Below are 21,900 nucleotides of genomic sequence, written 5' to 3' on the forward strand. Positions count from 1 at the left end.
CGTGCGCCGCTCCGGCTACGGCGCCGAGCTGATCGGGCTGGGCATCAAGGAGTTCGTCAACCACCAGCTGATCGACGCGGTGGAGATCGACGCGCCGTTCTGAGCATCGCCGCCACGCGGCACCCGGGGCCGTCGGTGGGCAACCACCGGCGGCCCTTGCGTTTGCGCCGCAAGGCCGGCGGTGGCGCCGATGCCGATGCCGTGACCCACGGGCATCGCCGCGCTCCCCAGCATGAATACGCCAGGCGCACTTGACTCGCGGCAAAGTTCTTTTGTTTCATGGCGTTATTGGTGGAAATTCATCTGGACTCTGTTAACCTGCCGCCATGATTCGACGCTCGCTGATTTGCCTGATGACGCTTGGTCTGGTCGCTTGCGCGACCCAGCCCAAGGCTCCGCCGCCGCCGCCGCAGGCCAATGCGCTGCCGCAGACCGCGCCGCGCCCGCCGCTGCCGGCCGGCACGGCGCCCGAGGCGGTGCCCGCGCCGCCGGTCGACCTGACGCCGGTGCCGTTCGAGATAGCGCGCGCCAACTTCGTCCGCGACACCGCCGCCAAGTACGGCCTGGACCCGGCGCAGATCGAGGCGACGCTGGCGCAGGCGCAGTTCAAGGATGCGATCGTGGCCGCGATGTCGCGCCCGGCCGAGCGGGTCAAGCCGTGGAACGAATACCGGCCGATGTTCATCAGCCAGGCGCGCATCGACGGCGGCCGCGCGTTCCTGGCCACGCACCGCGAAGAACTGATGCGGGTGCAGGCACGCACCGGCGTGCCGCCGGAGATCATCGTGGCGATCATCGGCGTGGAGACCAGCTACGGCAAGAATGCCGGCAGCTACCGCGTGCTCGACGCGCTGTACACGCTGGCGTTCCGCTATCCGCGCAGCGGCGACCCGGCCAAGCTCGAGCGCGAAGTGCGCCGCGAGCTGTTCTTCCGCGACGAACTTGGCCAGCTGTTCGCGCTCGGCCGCGAAGAGAACCTGGACATCGCCACCCTGATCGGCAGCTACGCCGGCGCGATGGGCCTGGGCCAGTTCATGCCGTCCAGCTACCGCCAGTTCGCGGTGGACGGCGATGGCGACGGCAAGCGCAACCTGTTCACCGACTACGACGACATGTTCTCCTCGATCGCCAACTACTTCGTCAAGAAGGGCGGCTGGGTGCGCGACGGCGTGGTCGCGGTGCCGGCCACGCTGCGTCCCGGTGCCGAGGAACTCAATCCGACCGACTGGACCCCGAGCTACACGCTGGCCGACCTGGCCGCGCGCGGCTACCAGCCGGCCGCGCCGGTCCCGGCCGGCGCCACCGCCACCCCGATCACGCTCGACGGCAGTGCCGGCAAGCAGTACTGGCTCGGCTTCCAGAACTACTACGCGATCACCCGTTACAACATTTCCAAGATGTACGCGATGGCCGTGTACCAACTGTCCCAGGCCATCGCCGGCAAGGAGTTACCCCCGGCATGAACCCGAACGCGCTGCTCCGGATCGTCCCCGTCGTCGCCCTGCTGGCGCTGGCCGCCTGCAGCAGCGTCCCGAAGAAGACCGCCGCTGGCGGCGCCGCCGCGCCCGGGGTCAGGGTGGAAGGCCGCGGCCCGGCGCATGTCGCCACCGGCTGCCCGTCCACCTCGCCGTACGCACCGGCCAAGGAAGACCCGTCCACGCGCGGCAACTACACTGCTGGCGGCCTGTACGCGCCGGGGGTCAGCGACAGCACCCCGGACTACGTGCCCAACGTGGCCTGCATCCCCGAGCCGCTGGTCACCAACGAGCCGCGCTCGGCGGTCGGCAACCGCTCGCCGTACATGGTGCTGGGCCGCGAATACAAGATCATCGACGACCCGCACAGCTACGTCGAACGCGGTACCGCCTCGTACTACGGCAGCAAGTTCCATGGCCGGCTGACCTCCAATCGCGAGGTCTACGACATGTACGCGTTCACCGCCGCGCACAAGACCCTGCCGCTGCCCAGCTTCGCCCTGGTCACCAACCTGGACAACGGCGAATCGGTGGTGGTGCGGGTCAACGACCGCGGCCCGTTCCACGACGACCGGGTCATCGACCTGAGTTACGCGGCGGCGGTCAAGCTCGGCATCACCGGCAAGGGCACCGGTCGGGTCGAAGTGCGCGGGCTGACCCCGGCCGACAACGGCAACCTGCTCGCGTCGCGGCGGACCGGCAAGCAGGTCGCGACCGGCACCGCGCTGGCCAGCGCGGCCGGGGCGGGCAGCGCCGCGCAGACCGCGGCGGCGCGCCGCGCCACCGACATGGACAACCTGGTCAAGGCCTTGCCGGCCAAGCCGGCCACTGTCGTCGCCGCGGCCAGCGTGCCGGCGCGCAGCGCTGCCGCGTCCAGCACCACTGCCGCGCCCAGTGCCGCCAGCGCGAGCGCGGCGGCGGCCGCTTTGCCGGAAGGCGAGCGCTGGCGCTACCGGGTGCTGGCCGATGCCGATACCGCGGCCAATGCCGACCATTTCGACGACTGGATGAAATCGCGCGGCGTGCGCGTGGCGACCGGCAAGCCGGCCAAGGTCGATGCGGCCGTGGCCGCCACGCAGGCGCCGCCGCGACGCGCCACCGTTGCCGCCGCGCCGACGCCCACCGCGACCACCGTCGCGGCACCGGCACCGGCGCCTGCCGTGTCGGCGACCCGCGCGGCCGTCGACAACGCCGCGGCGCGCGGCCCGCTCGGCATCTTGCTGCAGGTAGCCAGTTTCGCCAGCCGCGAGAACGCCAACCGCGCGCTGTCGCAGCTGGCCTCGGCCGGCATCGTCGGCGCCAGCGTCAGCGACATCGTGTCCGGTGGGCGCACCTTGTGGCGGCTGCGGGTCGCCGCCGAGGACCATGGCCGCGCCACCGAGCTGGCCAGCCGCATCGCCGGCCTCGGCTTCGGGCGTCCGCAGATCGTCAAGGACTGAAGCGCGCGGCGAACCCGCACGCCTGACGCTGCCGCCACCGCGCGCCAGCCGTCGCCAGGTTCGCGTGCCGCTCCCGCGCCGATGGCTTAACGCCGCCTCCCGCCTGCGCCGCCGTGGCGCCTGGGCGGGCGCCGGCTGGCCCTACAATGCCTCGTTTACCATCGGCCCTCGGGCCCGCCAGGAGTCGTTTTAGATGAAATTCCGCTTTGCCGTCGCCGCCATGGCCACCTTCGCCGTCGGCCTGGTTTCCGCGCAGACCCCCGGCCCGGTGCCGGCATCGCCTGCCGCCGCCGCCACCGCGCCCGCCGCCGTGGCGATTCCGCCGGCGCCCAAGCCGGCCGTGTCCAAGTCCTGGGTGTTGATGGACTACGCCACCGGCCAGGTGCTGGCCGGCGAGAACGAGCATGCGCGGGTGGCTCCGGCCAGCATCACCAAGGTGATGACCTCCTACGTGATCGCCGCCGAACTGAAGCTGGGCAAGATCAAGCGCGACGACCAGGTCATGCTCAGCGAGCGCGCCTGGCGCGAGGGCGGCGCCGGCACCGACGGCAGCTACAGCGGCTTCCCGGTCAATCAGACCGCGCGCCTGGAGGACATGGAAAAGGGCATGGCGATCCAGTCCGGCAACGACGCGGCGATCGCGCTGGCCGAACACGCCGCCGGCAGCGAGGAAGCCTTCGCGTCGCTGATGAACAACTACGCGGCCAAGCTCGGCATGACCGGCTCGCACTTCGTCAACGCCCACGGCCTGTCCGCCGAAGGCCACTACACCACCGCCTACGATCTGGCGCTGCTGGGCCGGGCGATGGTGCGCGACTATCCGGAAACCTACGCCTACAACAAGATCAAGGAGTTCAAGGTCGGCGACATCACCCAGCAGAACCGCAACCTGCTGCTGTGGCGCGACCCCAGCGTGGACGGCATCAAGACCGGGCACACCTCCGAGGCCGGCTACTGCCTGCTCAGCTCGGCGCAGCGCGGCGACCAGCGCCTGGTCGCAGTGGTGATGGGCGACAGCTCCGAGAAGCAGCGCGCCGAGGACAGCCTGGCGCTGCTGAACTGGGGCTTCCGTTTCTTCGAGACCCACCGCCTGTACGAGCCGGGCAAGCAGGTTGCGCAGCAGCGCGTGTGGAAGGGCACCGAGAAGGAAGTGCTGCTGGGCGTGGCGCAGCCGCTGCTGGTCGGCGTGCCGCGCGGCCGCTACAACGAACTGAAGCCGTCGATCGACGTGCCCAAGACCCTGGAAGCGCCGATCAAGCAGGGCCAGGCGATCGGCACGGTGAAGGTCTCGCTGGACGGCAAGGTGATCGCGCAAGCGCCGCTGGTGGCACTGAAGGCGGTCGACGAGGCCGGCTTCTTCAAGCGTCTGTGGGACAGCTTCTGGATGTGGTGGGAAGCCGAGTGAGTTGAAAAAAAGCCGGCTTACGCCGGCTTTTTTTTCGGGATTCGGGATTGGGGGATTGGGGATTCGCTGAAGCCGCGAGCGGTTTCCAATCCCGAATCCCGGCTCTTCACAGCCGCCGACTGATCGTGAAACTGCCGAACACCGGCGTCTGTTTCTGCAGGTCGAATTCGCGGGTGCTCCAGTAGCGCGCCAGCGCGAACTTCCACTTGCCGCGCATCACCGCCAGGCCGAACCCGGCCTCGCCGACGAAGGGACGCTTCTTCACGCTGTGGCTGTCGCGGAAGGTGTTGCCGTCCAGGGTGATGTCGCGCAGCACCCAGCTCGCGTCGCTGGTCAGGAACAGATGGGCGGACCAGCCGCGGCCCATGCCGTAGCGGGGCGGGGCGGTGTTCTCGCCGGCCGGGCGCAACGGCGAGCTGCCGAAATCGTCGGGCAGTTTCCAGCCGAAGCGCACTTCGCCGCCGGCGTTGGCGTGGGTCTGCAGGGTGCCGAGCGCGCCGCCCCAGTGGCTGATCGCGTCCCAGCCCCAGCCGTCGGCGTTGACCGTCGCGTCGCCGGGCCAGCGGCGCATGCGTTCGTGCACCAGGCGGAACACCGGTTCGTCGTGCAACTGGTTGTCCCAGCCGAGGAATTTCTCGTCGCCGAGCGCGTCGTGCACCGCGTCCTGCACCTGCTTGCCCTGCGCCGACGGGCCGACCATGCCCAGCAACAACTGGGTGGTGCGCAGGCGGTCGCCATTGCGCGCGTTGTAGCCGAAGTTCACCGCCAGCACGGCGGCGTAGGGGCGGTCGTCCCTGATCAGGTCGCGGCGGGTCTTGTCGGTCGGGGTGAAGATGGCCTGGCCGAAACTGAAGACCATGTTCTGCTGCTCGAACTCGCCCGGGTGCAGGCGCTCCAGGTAGCGGTTGACCGCCCGCGCCAGCCGCGGCAGGCAGGGGTCGTCGGTGAAGTCGACCAGGTTCGGCGACACCAGGGTCATGCCGAAGCCGTTGGTGTAGCCCTGGTCCTGGCCGGCACCGCCGAACAGGTCGTTGTCGACGCGAAAGTTCACCGTCGGCGGGGTGTCTTCCAGTGCGCTGCCGGCGCACCGGTCGGTGGCGGCGGCAGCGGGCAATGAAGCGATGGCGAGCACGACGGCGAAGGCGAGAGGCAGGCGCGATGACGGCATGGGCGACGTCCCTGGAGGAAGGAGGGGAATGGGTACACCGACGCTAGCGGGCCGGATGCGCGCGTCCCGTGAAGCCTGCATTCATGAAGATGCCGGGTCGAGCATAGGCCGCGCCGGCGTTCGCGCGAAAGCCGCGTGGCCGTATCGCTTCGTCCTATTGGCATCGCTTGCCAACCGCGCCCACATGCTGACGCGGCGCGGCTGCCGCCAGCGCCCGTACAAGCGGCCTGCCGGCGCGCCGCGGCCTTGGGTTTGCCCGGCGCCGGCCCGATAATGCAGCCATGGATATCACCTCGGACAACCCCGATCACGGCTTCCAGTTCCCCGGCGTCTTCGAGCTCAGCGCGATGGGCACCGCCAACACCGGGCTGGAGACCGAACTGCCGCGCCTGCTCGCCCAGGCCGGCGTGGACGTACTGGAAGAGCGCATCAGCTGGAAGCATTCGTCCAACGGCAAATACGTGTCGGTGCGGATCGCCTTCCGCGCCGCCGACCGCGCCCAGTACGACGCCGCGCACCTGGCGCTGCGCGAGCATCCGGAAGTGAAGTGGACGCTGTAGCCGGCGCCGCGGTACTGCCGCCGGAGCCGACGCAGGCACTGCCGCCGTGCCGGGTCCGCGATCTCGGCCGCCAGCCCTACGAGCCGGTGTGGCGGGCGATGCAGCGCTTCACCGATGCGCGCGAGGAAACCAGCGCCAACGAGCTGTGGGTGGTCGAGCACGAACCGGTGTTCACCCTCGGCCAGGCCGGCAAGCCCGAGCACGTGCTGGCGCCGGGCGAGATCCCGGTGCTGCACGTGGACCGCGGTGGCCAGGTCACCTACCACGGCCCCGGCCAGTTGGTGGTGTACCCGCTGCTGGACCTGCGCCGGCTGAAGATCGGCGTGCGCGACTACGTGTGCCGGATCGAGCAGGCCCTCATCGACACGCTGGACGAATGGAACATCCTCGGCCAGCGCCGCGATGGCGCGCCCGGCGTCTACGTTGGCGCAGCCAAGGTCGCCGCGCTCGGTATCCGCGTGCGCCGCGGCTGCACCTTCCACGGCCTGTCGTTCAACGTGGCGATGGATCTGGAGCCGTTCCACCGCATCAACCCCTGCGGCTACCAGGGCCTGCAGGTGACCTCGGTGCTAGACTTGGGCGGTCCCTCCGGCATGCAGGCCGTCAAACCGGTGCTGCTGGCCCAACTGGCACGCCAGTTCGGGCTGACCCTGCAGCCGCTCGACGCCTTGCCCGACCTCACGCTCACGCACGCGGCCTGACCGCCTGCCCGCCGACGACGCCATGACCCAGCCCAGCGCACGCAGCATCCCCTTGCAGGTCCTCTCCGACAGCGCGCCCGCGTCCGCGCCGCTGCAGGCCGGCGTCAAGCAACTGGGCGGGGACAAGATCAACCGCTCGCCGGTGCAGTTCGCCGACGCGCCTGTGCTGCGCAAGCCGTCGTGGATCCGGGTACGGATCCCGTCCGGCAACGCGGTGCAGACGCTCAAGGCCAAGCTGCGCGAGAACCGCCTGGTCACGGTCTGCGAGGAAGCCAGCTGCCCGAACATCCACGAGTGCTTCAGCCACGGCACCGCCACCTTCATGATCCTGGGCGAGGTCTGCACCCGCCGCTGCTCGTTCTGCGACGTCGCCCACGGCCGGCCCAAGCCGCCGGACGCCGGCGAGCCGGCCAGCCTGGCGCAGACCGTGGCCGACATGGGCCTGCGCTACGTGGTGGTGACCAGCGTCGACCGCGACGACCTGCGCGACGGCGGCGCCCAGCACTTCGCCGATTGCATCGGCGCGATCCGCGCCGCCGCGCCGGCCACCCGCGTCGAGATCCTGACCCCGGACTTCCGCGGCAAGGGCCGCATGGACCGCGCGCTGGAGATCCTGGCGACCAATCCGCCGGACGTGTTCAACCACAACATCGAGACCGTGCCGGACCTGTACCCGAACGTGCGTCCCGGCGCCGACTACCAGTGGTCGCTGACCTTGCTGCAGAAGTTCAAGGCACAGCACCCGTCGATCGCCACCAAGTCCGGGATCATGCTCGGCCTGGGCGAGACCATGGAGCAGGTGCAGGCCACGCTGCGCGACCTGCGCGCGCACGACGTGGACATGGTCACCATCGGCCAGTACCTGCAGCCGACCGCGCACCACCACCCGGTGATGCGCTACTGGACGCCGGACGAGTACAAGGCGCTGGAGGAGTACGGCAATGCGCTGGGCTTCAGCCACGTCGCCTCCGGGCCGATGGTGCGCTCGTCCTACCACGCCGATCGGCAGGCTGCCGGCGCCGGCGTCGCCGCCTGAGTTCGCCCAGCGGCACCGTTGCGGCGCGGCCGCCGCGTCCTGGCGAGCGTCCAGGACGCCCGCCGTGCCGGCGCCCGCAGCGCCTGCACCGGCGCCATTCACACTTCGCTACCGGCCCCCGGCTAGTCTGATTCAGGAACAGGTGACACGGCCTGCAACTTGCGGCACTGTCGTGTTGTCTCACGCGATCTGCAGCCCCCCTGACGGCCTCGTGCCGAGAGTACGTAGATGAAATTCAAAGCTTCCGTCTTCCTGCTGGCGTTCGCGCTGACCACGCCGCTGGCGCTGTTCGCCCGCACCGACGCGCCCGCGCTGCCGGCGGCCTCGACCGCCGACCAGTCCACCACCGCCAAGCTGGTGTACGGGCTGCTCTCCGACAGCCGCTACGCCTACCGGCCGCGCGCGCTCGACGAGGCGACCTCGAAGGAAGTCTTCAAGAAGTACCTGGAGACGCTGGACGGCAGCAAGCAGTTCTTCACCCAGGCCGACGTGGACAAGTTCGCCGCGTTCCAGGCCAATCTCGGCAGCAATATCGCCGCCGGCCAGCTGGAGCCGGCGTTCCAGGTGTTCGCCGTGTACCGGCAGCGCGTGGACGAGCGCATCGGCTACGCGCGCAAGCTGCTCAAGCAGGACTTCGATTTCAACGGCAGCGAGAAGTTCGAGTACGACCGCAAGGACGTGCCGTGGCCCAAGGACAACCAGGAGCTGGACGAGCTGTGGCGCAAGTCGGTGATGAACGACTGGCTGCGGCTCAAGCTCGCCGGCAAGAAGCCCGAGGACATCCGCAAGACCCTGGACAAGCGCTACGCCAACCTCGCCGACTCGGTGAAGGAACTGAAGAGCGAGGACGTGTTCCAGTTCTTCATGAATGCCTACACCAACACCGTCGATCCGCACACCGACTACTTCACCCCGCGCACCGCCGAGAACTTCAACCAGCAGATGTCGCTGTCGCTGGAAGGCATCGGCGCGCAGTTGCAGAAGCAGGACGACATGGTGGTGATCCGCGAGGTCATCCCCGGCGGCCCGGCCGCGGTGGACGGCACGCTGAAGCCAGGCGACCGGATCGTCGGCGTCGGCCAGGGCAAGTCCGGCCAGGTCGAGGACGTGATCGGCTGGCGCATCGACGACGTGGTGGCCAAGATCCGCGGCGACAAGGACACCCAGGTACGTCTTGAGTACATTCCGGCCGAGGCTGGCGTGGACGGCAAGCACCGCCAGCTGCTGCTGACCCGGCAGAAGGTGCGCCTGGCCGAACAGGCCGCCAAGGGCGAGACCATCACCCTGCCGGCGAAGGACGGCGAACCGGCGCGTCGCGTTGGCGTGATCAAGCTGCCGGCGTTCTACCAGGACTTCGAAGGCCGCCGCCGCAACGCCAGCGACTACGCCTCGGCGACCCGCGACGTGGCCAAGCTGCTGGCCGGCTTCAAGACCGACAAGGTCAATGGCGTGGTGCTTGACCTGCGCAACAACGGCGGCGGCTCGCTGGACGAGGCGATCGAACTGACCGGCCTGTTCATCGAGCAGGGCCCGGTGGTGCAGGTGCGCGAATCCGGCGGCCGGGTCACCGTCAACAGCGACGACAACCCCGCCGTGGCCTGGGACGGCCCGCTGGCGGTGCTGATCAACCGCGGTTCGGCCTCGGCCTCGGAGATCTTCGCCGGCGCCATCCAGGATTACGGCCGCGGCCTGATCATCGGCGAGACCAGCTTCGGCAAGGGCACGGTGCAGAATATCGTCGACCTGGACCGCTGGCCGGCCAACGAGACCGACCGCTTCGGCCAGGTCAAGCTGACCATCGCCCAGTTCTTCCGGGTCAGCGGCAGCAGCACCCAGCACAAGGGCGTGGTGCCGGACATCGCGTTCCCGGCCAGCGTCGATGCCACCGAGTTCGGCGAGAGCACCTATCCCAACGCCTTGCCGTGGACCCGCATCGCCGCGGTGCCACACACCCAGTACGGCAACTTCGCGCCGCTGCTGCCGAAGCTGGAGACGCTGCATGCCAGCCGCATCGCCAGCGACAAGGAATTCCAGTGGTGGGAAGAGGACGTGCAGCAGTTCCGCACCGAGGCGGCGAAGAAGTACGTGGTGCTCAACGAGGCCGAGCGCCGCGCCGAGCGCGAGAAGCAGGACGTGCAGCGCAAGCAGCGCCAGGAGATGCGCAAGCAGCTCGGGCTGCCGCTGGATCCGCTCGCCGACGACAGCAGCGACGACGGCCTGACCGGCAACGAGCGCGACATCATCAAGGATGCCGCGCGCGAGAAGCTGGTCGACAAGCGCCCGGATCCGCTGCTGCGCGAGTCGGCCTCGATCCTGGCCGACGCGCTGAACCTGCTGGAAAAGGACCACCCGCTGTCGGTGCAGGTGCTGCCGCAGTCCACCGGCCCGGGGCGCTGGGCCGACTGAGCCCGCACTTCATCGCCGCGCGAACACGAACGCGCCATCGCCCAGCGATGGCGCGTTTTTCGTTGGGCGTCTGCGTGGCCGCGCGCGCTTGCGTTCTGCGCGGCTGGTGCCGAACGCTGTGGCAGAGCAGCCAGTCACGGTACCGACGATCGCACTGCAGGGTTCGCCTCGGGCACCAGCCTGACAGGCTCTCTGTAGGAGCGGCTTCAGCCGCGACCGTGCGTTACCGGTAACACTCGGTCGCGGCTGAAGCCGCTCCTACAGGTGCGCATCAACTGGATCGAAAACTGCGCTAACTCAGCGCCTGCCACAGCTGATGCACACCCAACGCCAGCAAGGTCAGGAAGAACACCCGCCGGAACGCTTCGGCGGAAATCCGCTGGCGCAGGCGCGCACCCAGCCACATGCCCAGCGCGGTCGGCAGCAGCGCCAGCAACGAAGGGCCGAGCGCGCCACGCGCGAACGCGCCGTGCCAGGTCAGGGCAATGGCCAGCGCCAGCGTGGCGGTGAAGAAGCAGTAACCCAATGCGCGCATCAGCGTATCCCGCGGCAGGCCCAGCGCGACCAGATAGGGCAACGACGGCAGCACGAACACGCCGGTGGCGCCGGTCAGCAGGCCGGTCGCCAACCCGGCCGCCGGGCCTGCCCAGGGCTCGTGCCGCGGTGGCAGCCGGCCCTGCCAGCGGCTCAGGCCGAGCAGCGCGTACAGCGCCAGCAAGGCGCCGAGTCCGCCGCGCGCCAGCGCCGGATCGGCGCCGATCAGGATGCCGGCGCTGAGCCAGGTGCCGATCGCGATCGTGAGCAGCAGCGGCCACAGCCGCCGCAGCAGCGGCGCCGCGCCCTTGCCCCAGGCCTGCTGCAGATTGGTCAGCAGCGACGGCAGCACCAGCAGCGCGGCCGCTTCGGGCGGCGCCAGCCACAGCCCTAGCAAGCCCATGGCGACCGTTGGCAGGCCGGTCCCGGCCACGCCCTTGACGAAGCCGGCCAGGCAGAACACCGCGGCGATCGGCAGCAGATGCGGGATGAGCGATTGCATGTCTGCAGCATCGGCGGTGCCGCGGCGTCGGACAATGCGCGATTGCTTCAGGCAGACTTCGGCAACGACGAAGGCTGGAACGGCGATGCACCTGGATTTCATCGACTTGCGGCTGTTCGTGGCGGTGGCCGAGGCCGGCAGCATCACCGCCGGTGCCGACCGCGCGGCGTTGTCGTTGGCCGCGGCCAGCGCGCGCATCCGCGCGCTGGAACTGCAGGCCGGTGCGGCGCTGTTCGCGCGCGGCCGCCGCGGCGTGAGCCTGACCGCGGCCGGCGCCGCGCTGTTGCGGCACGCACGGCAGCTGCTGCGCCAGGCCGAGGCGATGCGCGCCGAACTGGGGGAGCACACCGGCGCCAACCAGGCCACGGTGCGGCTGCTGGCCAATACCGCGGCGCTGTACGAATGGCTGCCCGAACTGCTGGCCGAGTTCCTGGTCGCGCATCCGCGCATCGACCTGGCCTTGCGCGAACAGGGCAGCACTGCTGCGGCCGATGCGGTGCGCGAGGAGCGTGCCGACCTGGCGGTGATCGCCGACCACGCCGACCTGTCCGGCCTGCACGCGCAGGCATTCCGCCAGGATCGGCTGGTGCTGGTGGCGGCGGTCACGCATCCGCTGGCGCGCGCGCCGCAGCTGCGCCTGACGCAGCTATGGCAGGCGGAATTCCTCGGCCTGGCCGACGACAGCGCGCTGCAGCGGCACCTGCGCACGCAGGCCGCGCGCGCAGGCGGCCAGCTGCGCATCCGCGCCCACGTGCACGGCATCGAGCCGCTGTGCCGGATGCTGGCACGCGGTGCCGGCGTGGCGATCCTGCCGCAGGCCGCGCTGGCCCGGGTCAGCGTGCGCGAACAGCTGGTCGCGGTGCCATTGCAGGAGCCGTGGGCGGCGCGGCAGTTGTCGATCGTGTGGCGGCCCGCACCGGCGCCGGCGCCGGCGGTGCGTCAGATGCTGGACTGGCTGTGCGCGCACGCCGACGCTGCAGCGACTACCGGCGCGGGATGAGGTCCCCGCGCGCAGTCGATGCACCTCACTGCGGCCAGGCGAACTCGGCTTCCACCGGGAAGTGGTCCGACGGCCAATGTCCCTGCGGCCGCGCATCGAGCGTGGCGAAGTGGGTGGCGCGCAATCCGCGCGACAGGATCCAGTCGATGCGCCGGTCGGGATGGCCGGTGAAATCGTGGAACGTCGCCTCCGGTCCCTGCGCGTGCGGCGCCTGCTTGCGCGTGTCGGCCAGCGCAGGCACCAGCGTGCGGTAGGTGGGCGAATCCGGCGCGGTGTTGAAGTCGCCGGTGATCACCACCGGCACGTCGGCCGGCAAGGCCTGCACGCGCGCGAGGATCAGCGCGGCGCCCTTGGCGCGCGCGGCCTCGTCTTCGTCGCGGTACGGCAGGTGGGTGTCGAACAGGTAGAAGCGACGGCCGTCGGCGATGCGTTCGAACAGCCCCCAGTTCACCATCCGCGGCAGCGGGTGGCCCCAACTGATGCTGCCGACCACCGTCGGGGTGTCTGACAGCCAGAAATCGCCCGATTCCACCAGCTTCAGGCGGCGGCTGTCGTAGAACACGCCCATGCGCTCGCCGTCCTCGCTGCCGTCGCGGCTGCGCCCGAACCAGCGGTAGTCGGGCAGTTGCGCGGCCAGGTAGTCGGCCTGCAGCTTGACCAGCTCCTGGGTGCCGAATACGTCGGGATGCTGCGCGCGGATCAGCGCCGCCATCGCGCTGCGGCGGATCTCCCAACGCTTGTCGCCGTCGGTATCGACCGGCACGCGCACGTTGAAGCTCATCACCTTGAGCGTGGCTGGCGCGTCGTGCGCTGGCGCGCGTGCCTGCGCCGTGGCGAACACTGCGCCCAGCGCGAGCAACAGCAGCAACCCAAGCGAACGCGGTGACAACGAGAATTTGGACATGGCGACAAGTCTGACGGCGGTGGGATCGCGCCAATGGTGGCATGCCGATGTGACCGCCATCCAGTCGCGGACTGCGTCGCGCACGCAACGCCACGACGCTCACATTGGCGCACACCACGCGGCGAAACCCGCCCGGCGCGCAGCGGCGCGACAGGCGCCGCGTGCGTTATTGGAACGCCGACAGCGCCTGGGTGAGCTGCCCGTTATTGTTCACCGCGCCCTTGGTATAGCCCTGCCAGCCCGGATACGCATCCGGCTCCCAATAGAACACGCCCAGTCCATGCGCACCGACCGCGCGGGTCTTGGCGACCAGGTCGGCCAGCATCGCGCGGGTCGCCGCGTCCTGCTGCCAGTCCATGCCCACTTCGCTGACGATCACGTCCGCGCCGTAGCGTGCGACCATGTCGCGCATGTTGCTGGCGATCTGCGTGTTCGCGCTTTGCCAGCCGCTGCTCGAGGGATAGTGCGACATGCCGACCACGTCCCACTTGCCGCCGGCGGACTTGAGGCCGTCGAAGAACCAGCGGAAGGTCGCGTTGTCGTAGCCGTTGGCCAGATGCACGACCACCTTGGCGTTGGGAAACACCGACTTGCTGGCGTTGTAACCGCTGTTGATCAGCTGCGCGAGATTGCCGAAGTTCGGAGTCTTGCCATCCGGCCACAGCATGCCGCTGTTGATCTCGTTGCCGACCTGCACCCAACTCACGCTGATGCCGTTGGACTTCAGGTACGACAGGATGCCGCTGGTGTGCGCGTAGACGTCGGTGACCAGTTTGGAGAACGCATCGCCGCTCCACGCCGCCGGCTTGGTCTGCTGTCCGGGATCGGCCCAGCTGTCGCTGTAGTGGAAGTCGATCATGATCTGCATGCCCTGCGCCTTTGCCCGCTTGGCCATGTTCAGCACGTCGGCGCCATCGCACCAGCCGTCCTTGGGATTGACCCAGACGCGCAAGCGCACCGCGTTGACGCCGCTGCCCTTCAGCAACGCGAAGAAATCGGCGTTCGCGCCTGCGGCGTTGTGGAACACGCGGCCGCTGCTTTCCTGCTGGTCGATCCAGCTCACGTCCGCGCCCTTGGCGAAACTCTGCGCCGCTGCCGGCGCGCACAGGCAGGCCAGCAGCAACAGCGCCAGCCACGTGCACATGCTCTTGCTCGATCCGTTCATGGGTTCCTCGCGATGATGGAGTGCCGGTAAGCGACGCCTGCGGCGCTGGCCGTGGCGTGCGCGAGGCTAGCGCGATCGCGCGCGGCGCGCGCGCTGCGGCGCAGGGTGTCTACGCCTGGCGACAGCGGCGCCTCGCGCGCGGCACTTGACGCCTTCGCCCATCGGCGTAGCATTTGCGCCACGCCAAGGGACAGACCCGCGGCGACTCCAATCACCGTGAGGGATGCTCATGGAATACGACTACCTGGTGTTCATCGGGCGCTTCGAGCCCTTCCATAACGGCCACGCTGCCGTTGCCCGCCACGCCCTGGCGCGTGCGCAGAAACTCATCTTCCTGATCGGCTCGGCCGAGACCCCGCGCACCATCCGCAATCCGTGGACGGTGGCCGAACGCAGCGTCATGATCCAGGCCGCGCTCGAGGGCGCCGGCGAGCGCCTGATCCTGCGCCCCTTGCGCGATCACCTGTACAACGAGAGCCAATGGATCGCCGCGGTGCAGTCGGCGGTGGCCGAGGCGGTGCGTGCCGATGGCGGCGGCGCCGAGGCGCGCATCGGCCTGGTCGGCATGGACAAGGACGCCAGCAGCTATTACCTGCGCGAGTTTCCGCAGTGGCCGCTGGTCGACGTGCAGCACACCGAAACCCTGTCGGCGACCGAACTGCGCCGCTACCTGTTCGAGGCCGGCAGCATCGATTTCCACGGCGCGCTGCTGATGCTGCGCGGCAACGTGCCGGCGCCGGTGTTCGACATGCTCGAGGCGTTCCGCAAGAACTCGCCGTCGTATGCGGAACTGCTGGCCGAGTACCAGTTCATCGAGCAGTACCGCGCGGCCTGGAAGGAGGCGCCGTATCCGCCGACCTTCGTCACCGCCGACGCGGTGGTGGTGCATTCGGGCCACGTATTGCTGGTGCGACGCCGCGCCGCGCCGGGCAAGGGCCTGTGGGCGCTGCCGGGCGGCTTCGTCGGCCAGCACGAGAGCATCTTCGATGCCTGCCTGCGCGAGTTGCGCGAGGAAACCCGGCTGAAGATCCCGGTGCCGGTGCTGAAGGGCTCGCTGAAGAACCGCCACGTGTTCGACCATCCCGAGCGCAGCCTGCGCGGGCGCACCATCACCCATGCCTTCCACTTCGAATTCACCTTCGGCGAACTGCCCGAGGTGCGCGGTGGCGACGATGCCGACAAGGCGCGCTGGATTCCGGTCAGCGAAGTGCTGGGCATGGGCCCGAAACTGTTCGAAGACCACCTGCACCTGCTCGAATTCTTCCTGGGCCGCGGTTGACCGCGGCTTTCTCGGCCGGCGGACAGACCGCTGGCCTTCCCCCGACGCGAAGGAGCTTCCCGTCATGCAATGCCTGAACAACCTGCTGCTCAACACCGACAGCTACAAGGCCAGCCACTGGCTGCAATATCCGGCCGGCACCGATGCCACGTTCTTCTACGTGGAATCGCGCGGCGGCGTCTACGACCGCACCGTGTTCTTCGGTCTGCAGTCGATCCTGAAGGAGGCGCTGGGCCGCGCCATCACCCATGCCGACGTCGACGAGGCGCGCGACCTGTTCGCCGCGCACGGCGTGCCGTTCAACGAGGCCGGCTGGCGCGACATCGTCGACCGCCTCGGCGGGCAGTTGCCGATCCGCATCCGCGCCGTGCCCGAGGGCAGCGTGGTGCCGACCCACAACGCGCTGATGACCATCGAGTCCACCGACGCGCAGGCCTACTGGGTGCCTTCGTACCTGGAAACGCTGCTGCTGCGCATCTGGTATCCGGTCACCGTGGCCACGGTCAGCTGGCACGCCAAGCAGACCCTGCGCCAGTTCCTGGAGCGCACCAGCGACGATCCGGAAGGGCAGTTGCCGTTCAAGCTGCACGACTTCGGCGCGCGCGGCGTGTCCAGCCTGGAGTCGGCGGCGATCGGCGGCGCCGCGCACCTGGTCAACTTCCTCGGCACCGATACCGTGTCCGGGCTGTTGCTGGCGCGCGCGCACTACCACGAGCCGATGGCCGGCTATTCGATCCCGGCTGCCGAGCACAGCACCATCACCAGTTGGGGCCGCGAGCGCGAAGTGGATGCGTACCGCAACATGCTCACCCAGTTCGGCAAGCCCGGCGGCATCGTCGCGGTGGTGTCGGACAGCTACGACATCTTCCACGCGATCCGCGAACACTGGGGCACCACGCTGCGCGAGGAAGTGATCGCCTCCGGCGCCACCGTGGTGATCCGCCCCGATTCCGGCGACCCGGTCGCGGTGGTGCACCAGTGCCTGGAACTGCTCGACGAGGCCTTCGGCCACAGCGTCAACGGCAAGGGCTACAAGGTGCTCAACCACGTGCGCGTGATCCAGGGCGACGGGGTCAACCCGACCAGCATCCGCGCGATCCTGGAACGCGTCACCAGCGCCGGCTACGCCACCGACAACGTCGCCTTCGGCATGGGCGGCGCGCTGCTGCAGCGGCTGGACCGCGACACCCAGAAGTTCGCGCTGAAGTGCTCGGCCGCGCGCGTGGACGGCAAGTGGATCGACGTCTACAAGGATCCGGTCACCGACAAGGGCAAGCTCAGCAAGCGCGGCCGCATGAGCCTGCTGCGCCATCGCGAATACGGCGGCTACCGCACCGAGCCGGTGCCGGCCTCGGCCGCGTCGCTGGACGAACTGGCGCGGCCTGCCGGCTACGACGATGCGATGGTCACGGTGTGGGAAAACGGCCGCCTGCTGCACGACTGGAGCCTGGCGCAGGTGCGCGAGCGCGCGAACGCCGCGCGCCTGTAGGTGCCGGCATGGACGCCAGCATGGAGTTCGCGCCGCCGCTGAGCGGCGCCTCGCCGCTGTTCGCCGCACTGCGCGCCGGCATGCCGCACCTGGAATGGCGGGTGCCGGCCGCCGCCGATGCCGCGCGCTGGCGCGTGCAGCGCATCGGCGGGCGCGACTATCGCGTCGCGCAGCCGGTGACCTTCACCCCGTACGCATCGGTGCGGCCCTGTTCGGCGCGCTGCCGCTTCTGTTCGGAGACGCTGCGCCCGCAGGCCGGCGGTACCGCCGCGGCCAGCCTGCGGCCACCGCCGGACTATTTCGCGATGCTGCGGCAGGGATTGGCGCAGCTGTCCGGGCTGCCGCTGTCGCACTCGCTGTCGGGGCTGGAAATGACCGACGACGAAGCCTGGTTCCTGCAGCTGCTGCAGACATTGGCCGAGGCCGAGCGCGATGGATTGCTGGTCGAGCAGCGCGTGCTGTACAGCAACGGCGCCGGCTTCGCCCGCGGTCGCGGCGATGCGCTGCTGGACGCGCTGCAACGCTTCGGGCTGTCGTGGGTGGAGTTGTCGCGGCACCACCCGCAGCAGGCCGGCAACGACGCGATCATGCGCTTCCGCGACGGCGAGGAGATCGCCAATGCGCAGGTGTTCGTCGCCACCGCGCAGCGCATCGCCGCCGCGCTGCCGCTGCGCCTGGTGTGCATCCTGCAGCACGGCGGCATCGCCGATGCCGATGGCGTCGCCGGCTATCTGCGCTGGGCGCGCGAATGCGGCGCGGGCACGGTGATCTTCCGCGAGTTCTCGCGGCTCGGCGACGGCTACCGCGCCGGCGGCACCCAGCGCTATCTGGCGCAGGCGCGGGTCGGCGTGGAGCAGGTCGTGGCCGCGTGCATGGCCACGCCGTGGTGGCGCACGTTGCGGCCGCTGCAGATCACCGAGGGCTATTACTTCTGGAACCTGCGCATGGCCACCGCCGACGGCATGGAGGTGGTGTTCGAAACCTCCGACTACGCCGCCATGCAGGCGCGCCACGACAGCGGCGACATCTACAAGCTGGTGTTCTTCGCCGACGGCCGGCTGTGCGCGGGCTGGCAGCCGGATCGCGACCTGTTGTGGCAGGCCCGGCATGGATAGCCGCAGTTGGTGGACGCCGCCGCCGGATCCGCCCGAACACCGGCTGCCCGACGACCTGTGCCGGCGCGATCCGCTGGGCGCGCGCGATTGCGGCTGGGTCAGCCAGATGCGCCCGTTCGTGCGCCAGTTCAGTGCGCCGGACGCCTGCGTGCTGGATCCGTTCTGCGGCTTCGGCAGCACCTTGCTCGCCGCCGAACTGGAGGGCCGACGCGGACTGGGCCTGGAGATCGATGCCGGGCGCGCGGCGCTGGCGCGCGAGCGCCTGCAGCGGCTCGGACTGCGCGCGCAAGTGCGGGTCGGCGCGCTGCCGCAGCTCGCGCTGGAGACGCCGGTCGATCTGTGCCTGACCAACGTGCCGTACTTCGGTTGCGACTGGCCTGGCGCGACGGCACCGGGCCAGCTGTATGCCAGCCCCGACTACGCGGCGTATCTGGGCGGGCTGCGCGCGGTGTTCCATGCGGTGCGCCGCAGCCTGCGCGACGACGGCTTCTGCATCGCGATGGTCGAGAACGTGGAGGTCGGCGGCGTGTACGTGCCGCAGGCCTGGGACCTGGCGCGGGTGCTGGGCAGCCTGTTCGTGCCCTGCGCCGAACGCGTGCTGTGTTATCCCCGCGAAACCGCGCAGTCGCTGGCGCGCGGCGACACGCGCAGCGACCGCAGCCACGAGTACGCGCTGATCTTCCAGAAGCGGCGCGAACCGATCGACCTGCCGGGCAGCGCACAGCTGCTGGCAGCACTGTGCGCGGATGGGTTCGCCTACGCCGTGTACGGCAGCTATCCGGCCTGGCTCGCCGACCCCGGCGCGGCCGCGTGCCCGCCCGGTGACGTGGACCTGCTGCTGCCGCGCGACCTCGGCCACCTGCAACGGCTGCTGGACTGGCTGCGTGCGCGCGGCTTCGCGCTCAGTCTGTGGGGCGAACCGCTGGCCGCGCCGCCGACCCTGGCGCTGCTCGACGCCTACCACTACCTGCGCGCCGAACGCCGCGACCGCGGTGGCGGCCTGCTGCGGGTGGACCTGTCGCTGCAGCCGGCGCCGGGCTCGCTAACCGCGGGATGAGCGCTGGCGGCGGCATCAAGGCCGCCTCGACACGCTTGCGGCTATCCTTGGCCGGTTCCTTCCTTTCGGTCCACGGCCATGTCCGCTTCGTCCAACGTCCTCGCCTTTCCTGCGCTCGTGCTGGTCGCGATCGGCCTGAGCGGCTGCTTCGCCCGCAAGCAGGACAACCTGGTGAAGGAGACCTTCAACTCCGACAACACCTATTCGCGCAGCTATCCGGTACAGCCGGGCCAGGCCTGCGAGTCGGCGCGGCGCGCGCTGCTGAGCCAGGGCTATGTGGTCGCCAAGGCCACCGCCGATGCGGTCGAAGGCACCAAGAACTTCCAGCCCAACCAGGATTCGCACGAGCAGCTGGAGCTGCGCGTGTCGTGCGTGGCGCACGGCCAGGACGAGTCCTGGGTGTTCGTCAGCGCGCTGCAGGACCGCTATGCGCTGAAGAAGAGCGCGACCTCGGCCAGCGTCGGCGTCGGCGTGCTCGGCTCGGTGTCGCTACCGGTCGGCAGCAGCGACGACTCGCTGGTGCGCGTGGCCAGCAGCACGGTGCAGGACGGCGATTTCTACAAGCGCTTCTTCGAACTCATGGCGCAGTACCTGCCCAAGGCCAAGCCGGCCGCACCGCCGGAGCCGCCGCCGGCGGCAGCGCCCAAGCCCGAGCCGGCCGCTGCGGTACCGGCGCCTGCACCGACGCCGCCGCCGGCAGCAGCGCCGCCGGCACCTGCACCCGCAGCAGTGCCACCGACGCCGGTGGCGGAAGCTACGCCCGCGCCTGCTGCCGCGCCCGCGGTCAACGACGGCACCACGCCGCGCTGAGGCGTGCGTTCATCCACGGCTACGGAAGCTGAATAGCGGCATTTCGCTTCACGATTCATTCGCAATCGCGGTGCAAAGGTGGCGCCGTCGGGAGTGCGATGCCTGTAACAGGCATCGGCTCCGCCACCCAGGAGCAACCAGCATGAATACTTTCAAATCCGCCGTGTGTCTCAGCATCCTCGCGATCGCCACTGCTGCCGCGCCGCTTGCGCAGGCGCAGCGCCATTACGGGCCGGAAGACGCCGGACGCCGCTTCAACGACGGCACCCGCGTGCACTGCAAGAAGGTCGCGGTGCAGAAGAACAACACCGACCCCAACCGCATCGGCGGCACTGTGGCCGGCGCGGCGATCGGCGGCCTGCTCGGCAACCAGATTGGCAAGGGCGACGGCAAGAAGCTGGCGACGGTCGGCGGCGCGGTCGCCGGCGGCGCCACCGGGCGCTACATCCAGGGCCAGCGCCAGCAGGCCAACGGCAACCGCCGCGTCGAGACGGTCTGCAAGCGCTACTGAGGCTACGCCGCGATCGGCCATCGCGGCGCACTTGGCAAGCAAGCAAAAACGCCCCGGCGGATAGCATCCGCCGGGGCGTTTTGCGTTGTTGCAACCACGCACTTGTGTGGACAGGTCAGTGGATGCCGCCGCGCGGCTCGCAGGCGCTTGCCAGGCCATGTCACGCTTTTTCTGTAGGAGCGGCTTCAGCCGCGACAGACATCATCCGGCAAGGCCCTGTCGCGGCTGAAGCCGCTCCTACAGAGGCAGGCTGCGGCGTTGCTGGCCTTAGCCGACGATGGCACTCAGCGCCGCCCCCAGCTCCGGGTAGCGAAACACGTAGCCTTCCTGCTGCGCGCGGGTCGGCAACACCCGCTGGCTGCCCAGCAACAGATCGGACATCTCGCCGAAGGCCAGGCGCAGCGCCGCGGCCGGTGCCGGCAGCAGCGCCGGCCGGTGCAGCGCCTGGCCGAGCTGCTGGGCGAAATCGGCATTGGTCACCGGGGTCGGGGCGGTGGCGTTGTAGGCGCCTTCGCCGCCGTGCTGCAGCAGCCACAGCAGCAGGCCGACATGATCGTCGCGATGGATCCAGCTCATCCATTGCCGGCCGTCGCCCATGCGTCCGCCCAGGCCGAGCCGGAACGGCGGCAGCATCCGCGACAACGCGCCGCCGTCGCGGCCGAGCACCACGCCGGTGCGGACCAGGCTGGTGCGCACGCCCAGCGCCTGCGCGCGCAACGCCTCGGTTTCCCAGTCGCGGCACAGGTGCGCGGCGAAGTCCGCGCCGGCCGGACTGCGCTCGTCGAGCAGGTCGTTGCCGCGGTCGCCGTAGTAGCCGATCGCCGAGCCGGATAGCAGGCAGGCGGGACGCTGCGCCGGGTCCAGTTGCGCGATCCAGTCGAGCAGCGCGCGGGTGGTGCCGATGCGCGAGGTGCGGAAGCGGCGCTTGCGGGTCTCGTTCCAGCGGCCGTCGCTGAGCGGTTCGCCGGCGAGATTGATCACCGCGTGCGCCGGCGCTGCACCCTGCAGGTCTTGCAGCGCCTGCACGCCGGGCAGCGCCCGCGTGGCGCGCGCCGCGTCGCGGCTGAGCACGCTGACCTGGTGTCCGGCCTGGAGCAGAGCGGGGCACAGTGCGCGGCCGATGAATCCGGTGCCGCCGGTGACGAGCACATGCATGACGAGGCTTCCACGAGCGGGGGAGCGGCAGTGTAGGGCCGGCCGGCATGGCAGCCGAGTGAATACGCCTGCCGCTGGCCGCCATGCGTATCGCCGTGGCGCACGGTTTCGCGGCGCGTGCACCGCGCGCGCGTCACGCTGCGCACCCGCATGTGCGCGCTGCTGCGCGGCTATGCATCCCGCCGCTTT

At 69.9% G+C, this 21,900-nt stretch carries 19 protein-coding genes; 14 read left to right on the forward strand and 5 right to left on the reverse strand.

Features of this window, described 5'->3' with window-relative positions; genetic code table 11:
- Positions 1-326: 326 nt before the first annotated feature.
- The 3 genes from mltB (at position 327) to HEP73_RS03905 (ending at position 4,319) form a co-directional block, all read left to right on the forward strand.
- Positions 327-1,463: a lytic murein transglycosylase B gene (gene mltB / locus HEP73_RS03895; RefSeq protein WP_185822186.1), complete on the forward strand. Its 1,137-nt coding sequence runs from the start codon at positions 327-329 to the stop codon at positions 1,461-1,463.
- Positions 1,460-2,914 (forward strand): septal ring lytic transglycosylase RlpA family protein, encoded by a 1,455-nt coding sequence (locus tag HEP73_RS03900; RefSeq protein WP_185822187.1) that lies wholly within the window; start codon positions 1,460-1,462, stop codon positions 2,912-2,914. Before mltB ends, HEP73_RS03900 begins: the two co-directional genes overlap by 4 nt.
- 193 nt (positions 2,915-3,107) lie before the next feature.
- Complete coding sequence (locus HEP73_RS03905) at positions 3,108-4,319, forward strand: D-alanyl-D-alanine carboxypeptidase family protein (protein WP_185822188.1); 1,212 nt, start codon at positions 3,108-3,110, stop codon at positions 4,317-4,319.
- A gap of 106 nt (positions 4,320-4,425) precedes the next feature.
- Here the strand turns inward: HEP73_RS03905 and HEP73_RS03910 are convergent, their stop codons facing one another.
- Positions 4,426-5,487: a lipid A deacylase LpxR family protein gene (locus HEP73_RS03910; RefSeq protein ID WP_185822189.1), complete on the reverse strand. Its 1,062-nt coding sequence runs from the start codon at positions 5,485-5,487 to the stop codon at positions 4,426-4,428.
- 281 nt (positions 5,488-5,768) lie between these two features.
- On the opposite strand from HEP73_RS03910, the gene HEP73_RS03915 reads away from it, so the two are divergent.
- The 4 genes from HEP73_RS03915 (at position 5,769) to HEP73_RS03930 (ending at position 10,190) form a co-directional block, all read left to right on the forward strand.
- On the forward strand, positions 5,769-6,047 hold the full coding sequence (locus HEP73_RS03915) for a DUF493 family protein (protein WP_009606261.1): 279 nt from the start codon (positions 5,769-5,771) through the stop codon (positions 6,045-6,047).
- A 98-nt stretch (positions 6,048-6,145) separates the two neighbouring features.
- Entirely contained in the window at positions 6,146-6,748 is a 603-nt protein-coding gene (lipB, locus tag HEP73_RS03920) for a lipoyl(octanoyl) transferase LipB (protein WP_255423761.1), read from the forward strand.
- Positions 6,749-6,770: 22 nt separating this feature from the next.
- On the forward strand, positions 6,771-7,784 hold the full coding sequence (gene lipA, locus HEP73_RS03925; RefSeq protein WP_185822190.1) for a lipoyl synthase: 1,014 nt from the start codon (positions 6,771-6,773) through the stop codon (positions 7,782-7,784).
- Between the two features lie 228 nt (positions 7,785-8,012).
- The gene (locus tag HEP73_RS03930; RefSeq protein ID WP_185822191.1) at positions 8,013-10,190 is read left to right on the forward strand and encodes a carboxy terminal-processing peptidase; all 2,178 of its coding nucleotides are present in this window, start codon (positions 8,013-8,015) and stop codon (positions 10,188-10,190) included.
- 292 nt (positions 10,191-10,482) lie between these two features.
- Here HEP73_RS03930 and HEP73_RS03935 read toward each other — a convergent pair whose 3' ends face one another.
- Positions 10,483-11,226, reverse strand: a complete 744-nt coding sequence (locus HEP73_RS03935) for a sulfite exporter TauE/SafE family protein (protein WP_185822192.1) — start codon at positions 11,224-11,226, stop codon at positions 10,483-10,485.
- 85 nt (positions 11,227-11,311) lie between these two features.
- On the opposite strand from HEP73_RS03935, the gene HEP73_RS03940 reads away from it, so the two are divergent.
- A complete protein-coding gene (locus tag HEP73_RS03940; RefSeq protein ID WP_185822193.1) occupies positions 11,312-12,226 on the forward strand; it encodes a LysR substrate-binding domain-containing protein in 915 nt (304 codons plus the stop codon).
- Between the two features lie 25 nt (positions 12,227-12,251).
- Here the strand turns inward: HEP73_RS03940 and HEP73_RS03945 are convergent, their stop codons facing one another.
- Both HEP73_RS03945 and HEP73_RS03950 read right to left on the reverse strand, forming a co-directional pair.
- Positions 12,252-13,130: an endonuclease/exonuclease/phosphatase family protein gene (locus HEP73_RS03945; RefSeq protein ID WP_185822194.1), complete on the reverse strand. Its 879-nt coding sequence runs from the start codon at positions 13,128-13,130 to the stop codon at positions 12,252-12,254.
- A gap of 166 nt (positions 13,131-13,296) precedes the next feature.
- On the reverse strand, positions 13,297-14,295 hold the full coding sequence (locus HEP73_RS03950) for a glycoside hydrolase family 53 protein (protein WP_185822195.1): 999 nt from the start codon (positions 14,293-14,295) through the stop codon (positions 13,297-13,299).
- Between the two features lie 223 nt (positions 14,296-14,518).
- Between HEP73_RS03950 and HEP73_RS03955 the strand changes: the two genes are divergently transcribed.
- From HEP73_RS03955 to HEP73_RS03980, 6 genes are all read left to right on the forward strand, one after another.
- Complete coding sequence (locus HEP73_RS03955) at positions 14,519-15,574, forward strand: bifunctional nicotinamide-nucleotide adenylyltransferase/Nudix hydroxylase (protein ID WP_185822196.1); 1,056 nt, start codon at positions 14,519-14,521, stop codon at positions 15,572-15,574.
- A 64-nt stretch (positions 15,575-15,638) separates the two neighbouring features.
- Positions 15,639-17,063: a nicotinate phosphoribosyltransferase gene (locus tag HEP73_RS03960; protein WP_185813860.1), complete on the forward strand. Its 1,425-nt coding sequence runs from the start codon at positions 15,639-15,641 to the stop codon at positions 17,061-17,063.
- A 38-nt stretch (positions 17,064-17,101) separates the two neighbouring features.
- Positions 17,102-18,178, forward strand: a complete 1,077-nt coding sequence (locus tag HEP73_RS03965; protein WP_458309673.1) for a hypothetical protein — start codon at positions 17,102-17,104, stop codon at positions 18,176-18,178.
- Positions 18,171-19,235: a DNA methyltransferase gene (locus tag HEP73_RS03970; protein WP_185822198.1), complete on the forward strand. Its 1,065-nt coding sequence runs from the start codon at positions 18,171-18,173 to the stop codon at positions 19,233-19,235. Before HEP73_RS03965 ends, HEP73_RS03970 begins: the two co-directional genes overlap by 8 nt.
- Before the next feature lie 78 nt (positions 19,236-19,313).
- Positions 19,314-20,045 carry a DUF2242 domain-containing protein gene (locus HEP73_RS03975; protein ID WP_185822199.1) on the forward strand — a complete coding sequence of 244 codons (732 nt, stop codon included), beginning with the start codon at positions 19,314-19,316 and terminating at the stop codon, positions 20,043-20,045.
- Between the two features lie 142 nt (positions 20,046-20,187).
- A complete protein-coding gene (locus tag HEP73_RS03980; protein WP_179567333.1) occupies positions 20,188-20,556 on the forward strand; it encodes a glycine zipper 2TM domain-containing protein in 369 nt (122 codons plus the stop codon).
- Between the two features lie 267 nt (positions 20,557-20,823).
- Here the strand turns inward: HEP73_RS03980 and HEP73_RS03985 are convergent, their stop codons facing one another.
- Complete coding sequence (locus HEP73_RS03985; protein ID WP_185822200.1) at positions 20,824-21,711, reverse strand: TIGR01777 family oxidoreductase; 888 nt, start codon at positions 21,709-21,711, stop codon at positions 20,824-20,826.
- Positions 21,712-21,900: the final 189 nt, after the last annotated feature.

Origin of the sequence: Xanthomonas sp. GW, from assembly GCF_014236815.1 — a bacterium.
Classification (GTDB): Bacteria; Pseudomonadota; Gammaproteobacteria; order Xanthomonadales; family Xanthomonadaceae; genus Xanthomonas_A.